Origin of the sequence: Sphingobacterium griseoflavum (genome assembly GCF_014653155.1) — a bacterium.
In the GTDB taxonomy this organism is placed as follows: Bacteria; Bacteroidota; Bacteroidia; order Sphingobacteriales; family Sphingobacteriaceae; genus Sphingobacterium; species Sphingobacterium griseoflavum.
Map to the genome: position 1 here is coordinate 58,663 of NZ_BNAF01000007.1, position 13,111 is coordinate 71,773.

At 45.8% G+C, this 13,111-nt stretch carries 13 protein-coding genes; 10 read left to right on the forward strand and 3 right to left on the reverse strand.

Annotated elements, in window-relative coordinates; translation table 11 throughout:
* Positions 1-9: 9 nt before the first annotated feature.
* The 6 genes from IE165_RS10260 to groL all read left to right on the forward strand — a co-directional run bounded on the left by IE165_RS10260 (position 10) and on the right by groL (position 5,869).
* The gene (locus IE165_RS10260) at positions 10-1,269 is read left to right on the forward strand and encodes a sigma-54 interaction domain-containing protein (protein ID WP_189626533.1); all 1,260 of its coding nucleotides are present in this window, start codon (positions 10-12) and stop codon (positions 1,267-1,269) included.
* 11 nt (positions 1,270-1,280) lie between these two features.
* Complete coding sequence (locus tag IE165_RS10265) at positions 1,281-1,799, forward strand: LptE family protein (RefSeq protein ID WP_189626534.1); 519 nt, start codon at positions 1,281-1,283, stop codon at positions 1,797-1,799.
* A gap of 7 nt (positions 1,800-1,806) precedes the next feature.
* Positions 1,807-3,207, forward strand: a complete 1,401-nt coding sequence (locus tag IE165_RS10270) for a hypothetical protein (RefSeq protein ID WP_189626535.1) — start codon at positions 1,807-1,809, stop codon at positions 3,205-3,207.
* Between the two features lie 12 nt (positions 3,208-3,219).
* Positions 3,220-3,576 (forward strand): preprotein translocase subunit SecG, encoded by a 357-nt coding sequence (secG, locus tag IE165_RS10275; RefSeq protein ID WP_189626536.1) that lies wholly within the window; start codon positions 3,220-3,222, stop codon positions 3,574-3,576.
* 308 nt (positions 3,577-3,884) lie between these two features.
* A complete protein-coding gene (locus tag IE165_RS10280; RefSeq protein WP_037498471.1) occupies positions 3,885-4,160 on the forward strand; it encodes a co-chaperone GroES in 276 nt (91 codons plus the stop codon).
* Positions 4,161-4,231: 71 nt separating this feature from the next.
* Positions 4,232-5,869 carry a chaperonin GroEL gene (gene groL / locus IE165_RS10285; RefSeq protein WP_189626537.1) on the forward strand — a complete coding sequence of 546 codons (1,638 nt, stop codon included), beginning with the start codon at positions 4,232-4,234 and terminating at the stop codon, positions 5,867-5,869.
* 82 nt (positions 5,870-5,951) lie between these two features.
* Here groL and IE165_RS10290 read toward each other — a convergent pair whose 3' ends face one another.
* Positions 5,952-6,776, reverse strand: coding sequence for a M90 family metallopeptidase (locus tag IE165_RS10290; protein ID WP_189626538.1), 825 nt, complete (start codon positions 6,774-6,776; stop codon positions 5,952-5,954).
* 60 nt (positions 6,777-6,836) lie between these two features.
* Here IE165_RS10290 and IE165_RS10295 point away from each other — a divergent pair, with 60 nt between their 5' ends.
* Together IE165_RS10295 and IE165_RS10300 are read left to right on the forward strand one after the other, a co-directional pair.
* Positions 6,837-7,361 carry a CD225/dispanin family protein gene (locus IE165_RS10295; protein WP_189626539.1) on the forward strand — a complete coding sequence of 175 codons (525 nt, stop codon included), beginning with the start codon at positions 6,837-6,839 and terminating at the stop codon, positions 7,359-7,361.
* 3 nt (positions 7,362-7,364) lie between these two features.
* On the forward strand, positions 7,365-7,754 hold the full coding sequence (locus IE165_RS10300) for a DUF2752 domain-containing protein (protein WP_189626540.1): 390 nt from the start codon (positions 7,365-7,367) through the stop codon (positions 7,752-7,754).
* A 182-nt stretch (positions 7,755-7,936) separates the two neighbouring features.
* Here IE165_RS10300 and IE165_RS10305 read toward each other — a convergent pair whose 3' ends face one another.
* On the reverse strand, positions 7,937-9,556 hold the full coding sequence (locus tag IE165_RS10305; RefSeq protein ID WP_189626541.1) for a hypothetical protein: 1,620 nt from the start codon (positions 9,554-9,556) through the stop codon (positions 7,937-7,939).
* 24 nt (positions 9,557-9,580) lie between these two features.
* Positions 9,581-9,745: a hypothetical protein gene (locus IE165_RS10310; RefSeq protein WP_189626542.1), complete on the reverse strand. Its 165-nt coding sequence runs from the start codon at positions 9,743-9,745 to the stop codon at positions 9,581-9,583.
* A 656-nt stretch (positions 9,746-10,401) separates the two neighbouring features.
* Here IE165_RS10310 and IE165_RS10315 point away from each other — a divergent pair.
* Complete coding sequence (locus IE165_RS10315) at positions 10,402-12,222, forward strand: glycoside hydrolase family 15 protein (RefSeq protein WP_189626543.1); 1,821 nt, start codon at positions 10,402-10,404, stop codon at positions 12,220-12,222.
* Between the two features lie 601 nt (positions 12,223-12,823).
* A complete protein-coding gene (locus IE165_RS10320; RefSeq protein ID WP_189626544.1) occupies positions 12,824-13,060 on the forward strand; it encodes a VF530 family protein in 237 nt (78 codons plus the stop codon).
* The last annotated feature ends 51 nt before the right edge of the window (positions 13,061-13,111 follow it).

Consider the following 13,111-nt stretch of genomic DNA (forward strand, 5'->3'; position numbering starts at 1 on the left):
CGAACTATAGTGGATATTCAAGATATTAAAAATAGATTTGGAATTATCGGTAATTCGCCGTTATTGAATCGGGCCATCGATGTGGCCAGGCAGGTCGCTCCCACAGACATTTCTGTTTTGATTCAAGGTGAAAGTGGATCCGGTAAGGAAGTATTTTCGCATATTATCCATCAACTGAGTGCGCGTAAGCATGGTTCTTTTATAGCGGTCAATTGTGGAGCCATTCCTGAGGGAACCATAGATTCAGAATTGTTTGGACACGAAAAAGGTTCTTTTACCGGGGCGCACGAGGCGCGAAAAGGCTATTTTGAAGTCGTGGACGGGGGCACCATCTTTTTAGATGAGGTAGGTGAACTTCCCTTGGGTACGCAGGCGCGTTTACTGCGTGTGCTGGAAACCGGCGAGTATATACGCGTCGGGTCGTCCAAAGTTCAAAAGACGAATGTGCGCGTAGTAGCGGCCACCAATGTCGATGTGTATGAAGCTGTCAAGAAGGGCAGGTTTCGAGAAGACTTATATTATCGCCTGAATACGGTACCGCTCCGGATTCCCTCTTTGCGCGAACGTAAAGAAGACATAAACCTGCTCTTTCGGAAATTCATCGTTGATTTTTCGGACAAGTACCGTTCGCCGGGCGTTCAATTGACGCCGGATGCGCAGGAGCTGCTCATAAAATACAATTGGCCGGGGAATGTTCGCCAGCTTAAAAATATAGCGGAACAGATTGCCGTGCTCGAAAGGGAGCGTGTTGTGAATGCATCTATTTTAGCAAACTATTTGCCCACCGAACAGATGTCTTCGCTACCGGCATTGGTGAAAGAATCGGCCAAGGAGGATTTTTCCGAACGCGATCTTTTGTACAAAGTGCTGTTCGATATGAAAAAGGATATGGTGGATCTCAAGAAATTGGTGGTCGAATTAATCCAAAATGGGGTCAACCCGCGAACTTTCGAAGAAAATTCTCCGTATATCAATCAGTTGTACAGTGAGGTTACGCCGTCTTCTGCCTATATTAGAGAGGAAATTTCCGCACCCAAATTGACGATCCATAACCCCAACCAAGCTGCAAAGTCGAATAATGATTTTATGTCTTATGAGACGCAAGATGCTGAAGAAGTGGAAGAATCTTTATCTTTGTTGGATAAGGAATCCGATTTGATTCGTAAGGCGTTGCGTAAACATAAAGGCAAGCGTAAAGCCGCGGCTCGGGAACTCGGCATTTCGGAAAGAACCCTGTACAGAAAAATTAAAGATTTAAATTTAGATTAGTCGTCCCCGTTATGCGAAGAACAGCTGCCGTATTCTCCTTGATGATTTTGATGCTTGTCACCGCCTTTTCCGGCTGTGGTGTCAGGTATAGCTTTAGTGGCGGATCTATTCCTGAGAATATGAAGACGGTCAATGTGCAGTTTTTTGAAAACATTGCGCCCATGGTTTATCCGACATTGAGTCAGAATTTTACGGAAGGGCTGAAAGAACGGATTAGAAGTCAATCTAGATTGAGCCAAGTGAACGGCGATGCAGATGCCATGTTTGAAGGCGTCATCACTGGATACGATATCAGCCCTGCTGCGGTCGAAGCCAATTCGGACAGAGCGGCATTAAATAGATTGACCATCACGATCAAGGTGAAATATACAAACCGCTTGGACCAAACCGGTGAAAGCAATTTTGAACAATCATTTACACAGTTTCGTGAGTTTTCAGGGCAGGTGCAGGCGCAAGAAGAGACGCTGAATACAGAAATTATCAGGTTATTGACCGAGGATGTTTATAATAGAGCATTTGCTAACTGGTAAGGATTATATGGAAAATCAAGGACAAACATTTGCAAGGTTATATCATCAGGCATTGCTGAATCCCCAAGAGGTATCGGTAGCAGACTTTCAACTTTTGCTATCAAAGTATCCATATTCCCAGCCGCTTCATTTTGCGCTTGAACGGCGGAAATTTTTAGGCGGCGAGCTTACTAAATTGGGAAACAAAGCAATTCTGCTGGCCGATAGTCCTAACTGGCTCTACGATTACGTGCAAATGCCGGTTAAAGATGCCCCTTTAGTTGGTTTTACGGCAGATGATGTTCCGGCCGTGGAAGAAGCCGTTGCGGATGAAGATCCTACCGCAGAATCTGTGCCGACCGCGCCTGCGGAAGATGATGTTCCGGCCGTGGAAGAAGCCGTTGCGGATGAAGAGCCTACCGCAGAAGCTGTGGCAACCACGCCTGCGGCGGATGATGTCCCGGTTGTGGAAGAAGCCGTTGCGGATGAAGATTCTACCGGAGAAGCTGTGGCAACCACGCCTGCGGCGGATGATGTTCCGGTTGTGGAAGAAGCCGTTGCGGATGAAGATTCTACCGGAGAAGCTGTGGCAACCACGCCTGCGGCGGATGATGCTCCAGCTGATCACCAAATTGCTGGAGGCGATACTGCGATTGCTGAAGCATTGCCTGAGATGGAAGACGTTGATAAACGTTCCGCTGCGGAAGCGGATGTTGCGGATCAAACATCCGAAGACCAAAAGGCAGCATTGGAAACACTCGTGCAAGAAGGTATTGGTGGAGGCGATTATTTCGCTTTGCAGGGAAAGGAAATTCGCTGGGAAACCAACGTTGGGTTAGGAGGCAGCAAGGCCGAAGCTACAGAAAGTGCAGACGCTAATGCGATCGAGAAGGAGGAGGATGTAAGCTTGTATAATGACGAGTTAATGCCTTATAGTTTCCGATGGTGGTTGCATAAGACACGGTTGGAATATGCGGATACCTATCAACCCTTTGCAAGCCCCCTACTGGCTACCAATAAAAAATCGTCTTTTGATCCCGTTGCATTCGACAAGATTGTGCTGGACCAACAGATCAGGGAACATATCATCCATCTGCAGGAGCCAGAAGATAAGCTCAGCGAAGACGTTAAGCAGCGCGCCGTAGGGCCCATTCGTGTCGATAAGACATCCTCTGTTATTGAAAAGTTTATTCGGGAGGAGCCGCAGATTCAACCTCCGCCGGCAGATCAGCTCAACATGGAAAACAAGGCCCGTAAAAGTTCCGAAGAGCAATATGATTTGGTCACGGAAACCCTCGCCAATATTTACGCGGGGCAAGGGATGTACGTAAAGGCTATCGAAGTTTATAAGAAATTAATTTTGAAATTTCCAGAAAAAAAGTCGTATTTTGCGACCCAAATTCAAGCACTAGAAGAGAAACTATATTAACGAAATAAAGAAATGCAAACATTTTTAATTATCCTGATTGTACTGACAAGTGTTTTATTGGCACTTATGGTGTTGATTCAAAACCCGAAAGGTGGGGGTTTGTCATCGGGATTTGCTGGAAGTTCAAATTTGATGGGTGTGCAACGCACAGGCGACTTTTTGGAAAAAGGAACTTGGGGCTTGGCCATCGCATTGATGGTGTTCTGTTTAGCGATCAATATTGTGGGGCCATCTGCTGGAAAAGCGGGTGGAGGTTTAGGTGATCAAATTGAAGCGCCTGCACAAACATCTCCGTTGAACCTCAATGGGCCAACACAGCAACAAGCGCCAGCAACCGTTGCGCCTAGCGCTGCAGATACTTCAAAGTAAGCTGTTCCGAACATAAGGATCCGTAAAGGCCGTATTGTTAATATGGTCATGCAAGAAAAAGAACCCCGATAGGTCCCAAGACTTATCGGGGTTCTCGCTATTTGGATTAGCGAGTACGGCCTAAAGCTGGCTGTAGGCATGCTAAAAGGCCGGTAGAATGACAGGATGACACAGGTCGTTTGCTAGCGACTGTCAACTTTTAGCTCCAAACAAGAAAAAATGGCAAAAATGCTGTTTTTTTCTATTTGGCATAATTGGTGATGATGGAAGGTAGTAAAACTTAAATAAAAAAATAAAACGCAATAATTATGGCATTAAGCATTAAACCTATCGGAGACAGAGTTGTCGTTGAAGCAGCTCCTGCAGAAGAAAAAACAGCATCAGGCCTTTACATTCCTGATACGGCGAAAGAAAAGCCTTCTCAAGGAACGATTGTAGCAGTTGGTTCGGGTAAGCCAGAAGAACCGCTTACTGTGCAAGTAGGTGATAAAGTTTTATATGGCAAGTATGCTGGTACAGAGATCACCTATGAAGGCAAAGAGTATTTGATCATGCGTGAATCTGATATCTACGCAGTATTATAGGACGTTAAGTTCACATGACAACAAATTAAAGAAAAGGTACATTTCAAACTCTATATATATAGTTAAAAAAAATGGCAAAGCAAGTAAGATATAATGTAGAAGCACGTGACGCACTGAAAAAAGGTGTGGACACATTGGCAAATGCAGTGAAGGTAACATTGGGTCCTAAAGGACGTAACGTGATCATCGAGAAAAAATTCGGATCTCCAATGATCACGAAAGATGGTGTTTCCGTAGCAAAGGAAATAGATTTGAAGGATGCGCTAGAAAATATGGGTGCGCAGATGGTGAAAGAGGTTGCTTCCAAAACAGCTGATCAAGCAGGTGATGGAACGACAACGGCCACTGTGTTGGCACAAGCCATTATCTCTCCAGGTTTGAAATCTGTTGCTGCCGGTGCAAACCCCATGGATTTAAAGCGCGGTATTGATAAAGCTGTGGCAGCTGTTGTAGCGAATTTGAAATCACAGTCGCAAGTAGTTGGTGCTGACAACAACAAGATCAAGCAAGTTGCAACAATCTCTGCAAACAACGATGATGTCATCGGTTCTTTGATTGCAGAGGCCATGGAGAAAGTCGGTAACGATGGTGTTATCACTGTAGAAGAAGCTAAAGGTACCGAGACAGAAGTAAAAACCGTAGAAGGTATGCAGTTTGACCGCGGTTATTTGTCGCCGTACTTCGTGACAAACTCCGATAAAATGGAGGCAGACCTAGAAAACCCATATATCCTTATCTACGACAAAAAGATCAGCAATATGAAAGAGTTGTTGCCGATCTTGGAAAAACAGGTACAAACAGGAAAGCCATTACTGATCATCGCGGAAGATTTGGACGGTGAAGCATTGGCGACATTGGTGGTGAACAAAATCCGTGGATCCCTGAAAGTAGCTGCTGTTAAAGCTCCTGGTTTCGGTGACCGCCGTAAAGCGATGTTGGAAGATATCGCTATTTTGACAGGTGGTACGGTAATCTCTGAAGAAAGAGGTTTCAAATTGGAAAACGCTGAACTATCTTACTTAGGCCAAGCAGAGAAAGTGACCGTGGATAAAGATAATACCACGATCATCAATGGTTCTGGTGATGCAGAAGACATCAAAGCGCGTGTTGCACAAATTCGCTCTCAGATTGATTCGACAAGCTCTGACTACGATCGTGAGAAATTGCAAGAACGTTTGGCGAAGTTGTCAGGTGGTGTTGCCGTGCTTTATGTTGGTGCTACAACAGAAGTAGAAATGAAAGAGAAGAAAGACCGTGTGGACGATGCGTTGCATGCTACTCGTGCAGCAGTAGAAGAAGGTATCGTTGCAGGTGGTGGTGTTGCCTTTATTCGTGCAACATCGGCCCTTACCGATCTTAAAGGTGCCAACGAAGATGAAACAATTGGTGTAGAAATCATCAAACGTGCTATAGAAGAGCCTCTTCGCCAAATCTGTAACAATGCCGGTATCGAAGGTGCGGTTGTTGTACAAAAAGTAAAAGAAGGTACGGCAGATTTTGGTTACAACGCGCGTACAGATGTTTACGAAAACTTAATCGGAGCAGGTGTGATCGATCCGACGAAGGTTTCACGTGTGGCATTGGAAAATGCGGCGTCTATCGCATCGATGCTATTGACAACAGAATGTGTCCTTGCCGACGAACCTGAAGAGAATCCAGTTGCTGCTGGTGCTCCTCCGATGGGCGGTGGCATGGGTGGCATGATGTAAGTCGTGCATCTCTCTCAAAAGTAAAAAAGAAAGGCTCCATCATGGGGCCTTTCGTATTTTGGGGCTATATGCGCGATATAGATCAGCTGTTGGAGCCTGACAGGTTTGTTGCCGGTGCAGGTTTGGAATAGATTTCGTTCAATAGCTGATAAAGCTCCGGATGGTCAATGGCCAGCTGCTTGGGCTTTTGGAAAAAATATTCCGATATGACTGCCAGAAACTCGCCTTCATTGGTTGCTGCGTAGTCCCGGATATCGGAGCGGTCTTTTCGTATGGCTTCCATATTTTTATGCATGGCCTGCAGCCAAGGCCGCACCAGCTCGTCTGGTATGAGATAGTTTGGTACGCCATCGATATCGCCATCTGCCTTGTCAATGAGGTGTACAAATTCGTGGATGGCGGTGTTCCCCGCTGTCGGTTGTTCCCCAAATCCTGCCCTTAGCGATTGCAGAGAAAGGATCATCTTCCGGTTCATTACACCTTCCCCTACCATACCCAAAACCATTCGGTCGGGTGCGTCAGTATCATATTTCTCATTGAATGTACCTGGATAGATCAAGACTTCATCCAAGTTTTCGTATGACCAGTCTTGGAAATGGAAAAGCGGAATAGTGGCGCCCGCCGCTACGAGTATCCGGTCTTTGTCGGTGACCTGTGCGCCTTTCTCGGCAGAGATAATCGTTGTCGCTAGAAAGTAACTCACCCGCTCCACAAACCGATCCTGTGCGGTAGCATCCAATCTCTGAAAAAAAACTACCTTTTGCGCTAGTACGCTGCGGATAAACCTGGCGTCCAGCACCTGTGTGCTGCGGTATTTTTTGTTGCCCACATACTTAAATACATACCAAATGAGTAGGATGCCTACCAATAAAATGCTACCCAATGCCCATATCTGATTGTCTGCCATTAATTTTAGCGTTATTGAAAAAAAGATTTTACTATATTTATACTAATATACCACTTTACGATGCAAAAATTTCATTATACCGACGGAACCAATACATTTGGGCCTTTCACGGCAGAAGAGTTGGAAGGAAAAGGGATCACGGGCGATACCTACGTTTGGACAGAAGGGCTACCAAATTGGGTTGTTGCACGGCAGGTTCCCGAATTGGCTTCCGTTATCGCCACGGGACAGCAACCCTATTACACCGCTGGCAGTTCGTCGGTTCCTCCACAATTTAGCAGCCCCCGTCCTCCAGTATTCGCCCAGCAGCAGGGAAGGCCGCCAAAGAATTACCTAATAGAGACTATTCTGACGACTATTTTTTGTTGTTGGCCCTTGGGTATTCCTTCCATCATCTACGCAACCCGTGTGGAAAAAAAGTACTATGCTGGAGATTATCTGGGAGCAGAACAGGATGCTGCCAGCGCGAAAAAATGGATGTGGATCAATATCGGGTCCTGTATCGCCTTGTGGTTGCTCTACTTTTTGATTTTCGGATTTGCCATGTTTGGGGCACTCATGGGTGGCGGAGACTACAACTACTAAATTGTGCGCTACCGGACTGGCAATGTTGTCGTTTTTTGTGTAGGATTGGCGTTGCTTGGAGCGATGCTCTATCTGTACTATCGCTATGACCCGATGGTGCATGCATGGTTTCCGAAATGCCCATTCAAAGCCTTGACCGGGTTGAGCTGCCCTGGATGTGGATCGCAACGGGCTATCCATGCGCTCTTGCATGGCCGAATTGGCGAAGCTGCGCAACAGAATGCGCTCATCCTTCCCTTCGCACCTTACCTGTTAGCCGGGTTTCTGTTCCGTTGTGTCCAGCATCCTTCTGTTTTTTTGCTTCGGTGGCGCAAAATCCTGTATGGTGAATGGGCTATTAAAGTCGTGTCCATTGTTATTCTTGGCTACTTTGTAATGCGCAACTGGCCATAGTGTATATGCTGCAAAAAAGAGCAAATTGATGCATAGGTTTTTGGGCGTTGCTGCTTGCTCTAGCCACCATGACAGGCCAAAACGTATCGGGGGCACGATCCATGATCATGCCCCCGATACGTTGTTATATCTTTTGATTTATGTTTTCCGCACCTCCGGCGCCGGCCTTTCGCCGCGCCAGACTATGGACAAGGGATAACCTTCACCCCGTAACCTCTGCCGTGCATAACGGTGATGTTTATAACGGATTGCGTGACCACCACTTTATTCTGTGCACTGGTATTCCACGTAATCTGATTAAACTTCGTGTCGTCTGTAAAGACGATCGGATACAGCGCTCTGTCGGTGTTGTTTTTTCTTCCGAAAAGGGAGACCTCACCTTTCGAGCTGATCACTAATTTGACCGATGGATAATCACGGTTGCCTACAATGTTCCAAATCTGGGATACTCCACCTGATCCCCAAATGCTGCCATCGGCAAACCGCACATTACGTTTCGGTAGGTTTGTGGCCGTGGTATATTCAAATTGAATCTCTTTGGTAGCCAGCTTCTGTCCATTGATTTCCATATTGAAGGAGTTGTCCAGCTCGTAAATATCGAACGTATACCCGTAGTTTGCACCGCTAGCATACAGGGTGTTCGTTTTCACGTCTCCGTACTGACTGCGCCATTCGAACGTGTCGTCGCCCGTTGGTTCGGTACACGGGTTTTTGATCTGCAGCACCAGGTCGTATTTTTGGTAAGGAGCGATGACAAAATCTTCGATAATCAAGTTGTTCCGTACGGTGGATACCTGTTTGCCATTGATAACTGCGTTGATCAGCAGGTTGCCTATGGCAACGTCCACCGTTGTTATCCGTGGTGATATCAATAGGGTGGGTGCTGCGGTCACCGTACGTAATCCCCCACCTAAATTCGGAATACTCACCGCTACTGATGTGGTATCCGTGCTGTAGGTCAAGCTTCCGTCACTCCATTTCACCGTGCCGCTTTTACGCGGTGTAGCGGCTCTGTCTCCTTGACCTGTAAAGCGCACATTGGTTAATGAAACAATTTCTCCCGGCGTACCGTCCGTCAAACGTGCTGTCATGGTAATTTGGCTGAATTGATGTTTGAGGATCACTCCTAAATAGTTGTCGCCGCTGGCTACCTTTAGTGTGCTTCTGAAGTACATCAGATCTTCACTGCTCGTAAATGTTGCTGTAGACAGCTTAGCACGGTTGGTGACTTCGGGCAGCGCTGCCGAGCTGTTTACCGAATAGGCAATAAAGGTGTACGTCGAACCAACAACCAAGTTAGTAAAGCCCGAAGGGCTTTTTCCGGCCTCATAGTCCATTTGGGAAACGAAATTGTCTCCAAGGTATGCTAATACGCGATACTTGACGCCGGTGCCCAAAGGTGTTCTGACAATAGCCGACCTGTTATTCTTGGCCGACGCCTTCAATCCCTTTACCGCCGTTCCGCTTGCGGTAGATGTGCTGCCCTCGCGCTGCTTTAAAGTCGCTACCAAAAGGAAGTCATTTTCCAAACTTATCACTTTGGTCTGTTCTGCTAAACCATCCGTTGATGCATCGCCTGAATATGCCGCTGTCTGGGCTTTCAATCCATGCGTTGTTCCGCTGGAAGCATTGTTCGCACTTTGCATCGCGCCCGTGCTTTCCGATTCCATCTCTGAACCCAGCAGTTCGATGGTCACGTTGGCATTCGTAGAACTTTCGGAAACAATTTCTTTCCCGCAGGAAACAGAAATAAGCAACATGATCAGCGCTATTCCATTCCGTATTAATCTTTTTCTAGTCATAACAAATTGATTTATTGCTTTCATCTAGATGTCGTTTAGGTCGATCGTCCTGTACTCGGTGTCTTGGACATCCCACTCCTGCTCGACCACACCATTCTTGTTTTGCGGCAGGACGGACGACTTCACAATATCCTCTTCCATCTGAATGGTTATCACCTCAATTTTTGGGTTTTGATACTTTAGTTTCATGATATGCTGTTTGCGTTGTTCAACCTTTTGTCTAGTAATCCCAGTATCACCTTTTCAAAACACGCTTCGAATCATGCACATCGAGATAAATCGAATTAGCGTCGGATCCATCCAAGCGTGTGTTGTTTTGGTTTACGTTGCAAGCGCGGTCGATTTCATGTGATCGGTACGCTTTTGATAAGGACAAATCTATCGGAATTAGATAGTAATAAATGGTTGTTTTTGAGAATTAAAAATTTTTGTAGATCGCTGACTACAGGTTGTAGCGAAGGGTCTACAGTTGCTATCTTTGTGTAGATGATCTTGGGCGATATAGCCAAATAGCCGGCAATATGTTGTTTTTTTTGCAGTGTAATCAATGCTAGGGAGCATAGTTCATTATCCGAACCGCGGTATGTAACGTTAAAATACCTCACTTTTTTGAGAATAGATTTAATAATTTACCATTGGTTAATCGCGCCTATCGTTTAAGCCAAATATCACGCTAGTTTCAAATAATTTGAACAACCATCCTACTTAATTGTTAACGTTTAAACATGCACTGGGTTAAATGGTTAGACAGCTTTCTCGCATAAGTTGTCTGCTGTGCCGCGTGCACAACGTTTGATTTTTTTGGTAAATTGGAGCCCGGCGTTCCTATAAATTGGTGAAAATATATGACTGAACAGCACAACTATCAGCCTATTGAAAATTATGGTCTCATAGGTAACATGCATACATCCGCCCTTGTCGGAATGAACGGATCGATCGATTTTTTATGTTTTCCCCGCTTTGATTCCCCCAGTGTATTTGCGCGCCTACTAGACCACGAGAAAGGGGGCTATTTCTCCATACGCCCGCTCATGAAGAACATGCAGTACAAGCAGTTGTACCTGCCCGAGACGGCCGTGTTGATCACCCGTTTCTTTTCGGAAGAAGGTATCGTCGAAATTACGGATTACATGCCTTTGAGCGAGACCGCAGATGGCCATTGCAATTCGATCGTGCGAAAAGTAAAATCCATTCGTGGCAACGTCACCTGTCGATTAGAGCTTCAGCCACGTTTTGATTACGCACAGAAAAAGCACCGCATTGAGCGCGATGAGGATACTTTGTTGTTCCGAACTGAAGATGCGGATCAAGAAGATATGCGCTTTATGGCCAGCTTTGATCTGGAAATCGATGATCAGGATGTCTATGCAGAATTTTCACTGAAAGAATCCGAGCGGGCATTTGTGATCTTGGAACTTTCGTCCAATGGCGATACCAAATACAACGATATATCCTACTATACAAAGGAAACCTACTTCAGTACCATTGCCTATTGGCGCAATTGGATCAACCAATCGACATACAGCGGCCGTTGGAAAGAAGTGGTGCAGCGATCGGCCATTACCTTGAAGCTATTGACCTCAGCACAATTCGGATCTGTTGTAGCGGCTGCTACTTTCAGCTTGCCCGAAGAACTCGGGGGAGACCGAAATTGGGACTACCGCTTTACGTGGATCCGTGATGCAGCCTTTACGATGTATGCTTTTTTAAAGCTGGGCTTTACCAAGGAATCGTCGGCGTTTCTGAAATGGATTATCGAACAGGATAAAAACCGGGATTTGCATTTGCTCTATAAAATCGATGGCGAATGGGATCTCGAAGAGAAAATACTCGAGCATTTTGAAGGCTACAAAGGATCTGGACCTGTACGCATCGGTAATGAAGCGAACAACCAGTTGCAACTGGACATCTATGGCGAGCTATTGGATACCATCTATATCTACAACCAATACCACCAGCCGATAACCTTTGAACTATGGGAAATCATTTGCAAGGAAATTAAGATTGTTATCGAACGCTGGCGCGAACCGGACCACGGTATCTGGGAGATACGGAATGAGAAGCAGGAATTTTTGCATTCACGCTTGATGTGCTGGGTGGCAATGGATCGGGCTATCAAAATAGGACAGAACCGCTCTTTTCCTTTTCCCGTTGGCGAATGGATCGCCGTCCGGAACGAAATTTACCAAGACATCTTTGACAACTTTTGGAATGAGGAAAAGCAAATGTGGGCGCAATTTAAGCAGGGCGACCAGGTGTCGAACACGATTGATGGCAGTGTGCTGCTCATGCCTTTGCTTCACTTTGTGACACCCGAGGAGCCACGCTGGATCAAGACGTTGGAAGCAGTAGATAGGGAGCTGCGTCTGGATGTGTTGGTATACCGCTATAAAAACGAAGAGGTGGGAATCGATGGACTGGAGGGGGAAGAGGGTACTTTTACCATGTGCTCCTTTTGGTATATCGAATGTCTTGCCAAGGCTGGCCGATTGGAAGAAGCCGTTGAAAACTTCGCCAAAATGATCGGCTACGCGAATCATTTGGGACTCTTTGCGGAAATGATCAGCAAGAAGGGACAACATCTGGGGAATTTTCCGCAGGCTTTTACACACCTCGGGCTTATCAGCGCGGCGCTAGAGCTCGACAAACAACTCTCCCGGCGGTAGTGGCCTGATGCCTGATCAGATTCGCAACAGTTTTGCTTTAAAGGGTTTGGCATCAGTTAAGATGAGGACGCAGCGGTGCCTTTTCACAAGGTAAATGATACAGATACCTATGCATGCAAGTGAGTTCAGTAGGCAAAAGGCTTGACTGCATAGGCATTAGCGATAGATGCGTGTGCATTTAAAGCGGATGCGTGTGCATTTAAAGCGGATGCGTATGCATTTAAGGCAGATGCATATGCATTTGAGGCGGATGCGTGTGCATTTAAGGCAGATGCGTGTGCATTTAAGGCAGATGTGTTTGCATTTAAGGCGGATGCATATACATTTGAGGCAAATGCGTAGTGAAATGCATATTCTATGGGTAAAGTATGTGTGTTCGCCACATAAATACGCTTTTTGATAGGATAAAGCATGTTTTTAGTCTAAAGAGGTGACCTGTTTTTGCTCAAAAAGGGTATCAAATTGCGCCAAAAATTTTCGTGTTTTAAGAAAAAATTGGCGTGATTTGATACCCTAGTATGCTCCTTCCGTATGTTGATTTATAGAAAAAGCGGGTCGCGGTGGATAGGATTATTTAAAAGATAGTCCTAACTTTAGCGGTATGGAACAATCTAAAGATCCGTTGCATGGGAAACGGCTGGATACAATTTTGGAGGAATTGCTGGAATACTTTGGTGGCTTCGACAAGCTTGGCGAGCAAATCAAGATAAAATGCTTTACCGACACTCCTAGTGTCAACTCTTCGCTTAAGTTTTTGCGCAAGACGCCTTGGGCCAGAACGAAAGTAGAGAGCCTTTATCTGTATGTACTGCGTCAGAAAAAAAGAAATGGAGGGTAACGGGCTGCATCCATAAAAAAACTTCTAAGTTTGCAGCACAGCAATTACGGG

Excerpts from the sequence above, each read along its gene's own strand:
- IE165_RS10265 (WP_189626534.1), top strand. The coding sequence starts at position 1,281 with ATGCGAAGAACAGCTGCCGTATTCTCCTTGATGATTTTGATGCTTGTC.
- IE165_RS10270 (WP_189626535.1), top strand. The coding sequence starts at position 1,807 with ATGGAAAATCAAGGACAAACATTTGCAAGGTTATATCATCAGGCATTG.
- secG (WP_189626536.1), top strand. The coding sequence starts at position 3,220 with ATGCAAACATTTTTAATTATCCTGATTGTACTGACAAGTGTTTTATTG.
- IE165_RS10280 (WP_037498471.1), top strand. The coding sequence starts at position 3,885 with ATGGCATTAAGCATTAAACCTATCGGAGACAGAGTTGTCGTTGAAGCA.
- groL (WP_189626537.1), top strand. The coding sequence starts at position 4,232 with ATGGCAAAGCAAGTAAGATATAATGTAGAAGCACGTGACGCACTGAAA.
- IE165_RS10290 (WP_189626538.1), bottom strand. The coding sequence starts at position 6,776 with ATGGCAGACAATCAGATATGGGCATTGGGTAGCATTTTATTGGTAGGC.
- IE165_RS10295 (WP_189626539.1), top strand. The coding sequence starts at position 6,837 with ATGCAAAAATTTCATTATACCGACGGAACCAATACATTTGGGCCTTTC.
- IE165_RS10305 (WP_189626541.1), bottom strand. The coding sequence starts at position 9,556 with ATGACTAGAAAAAGATTAATACGGAATGGAATAGCGCTGATCATGTTG.
- IE165_RS10310 (WP_189626542.1), bottom strand. The coding sequence starts at position 9,745 with ATGAAACTAAAGTATCAAAACCCAAAAATTGAGGTGATAACCATTCAG.
- IE165_RS10315 (WP_189626543.1), top strand. The coding sequence starts at position 10,402 with ATGACTGAACAGCACAACTATCAGCCTATTGAAAATTATGGTCTCATA.
- IE165_RS10320 (WP_189626544.1), top strand. The coding sequence starts at position 12,824 with ATGGAACAATCTAAAGATCCGTTGCATGGGAAACGGCTGGATACAATT.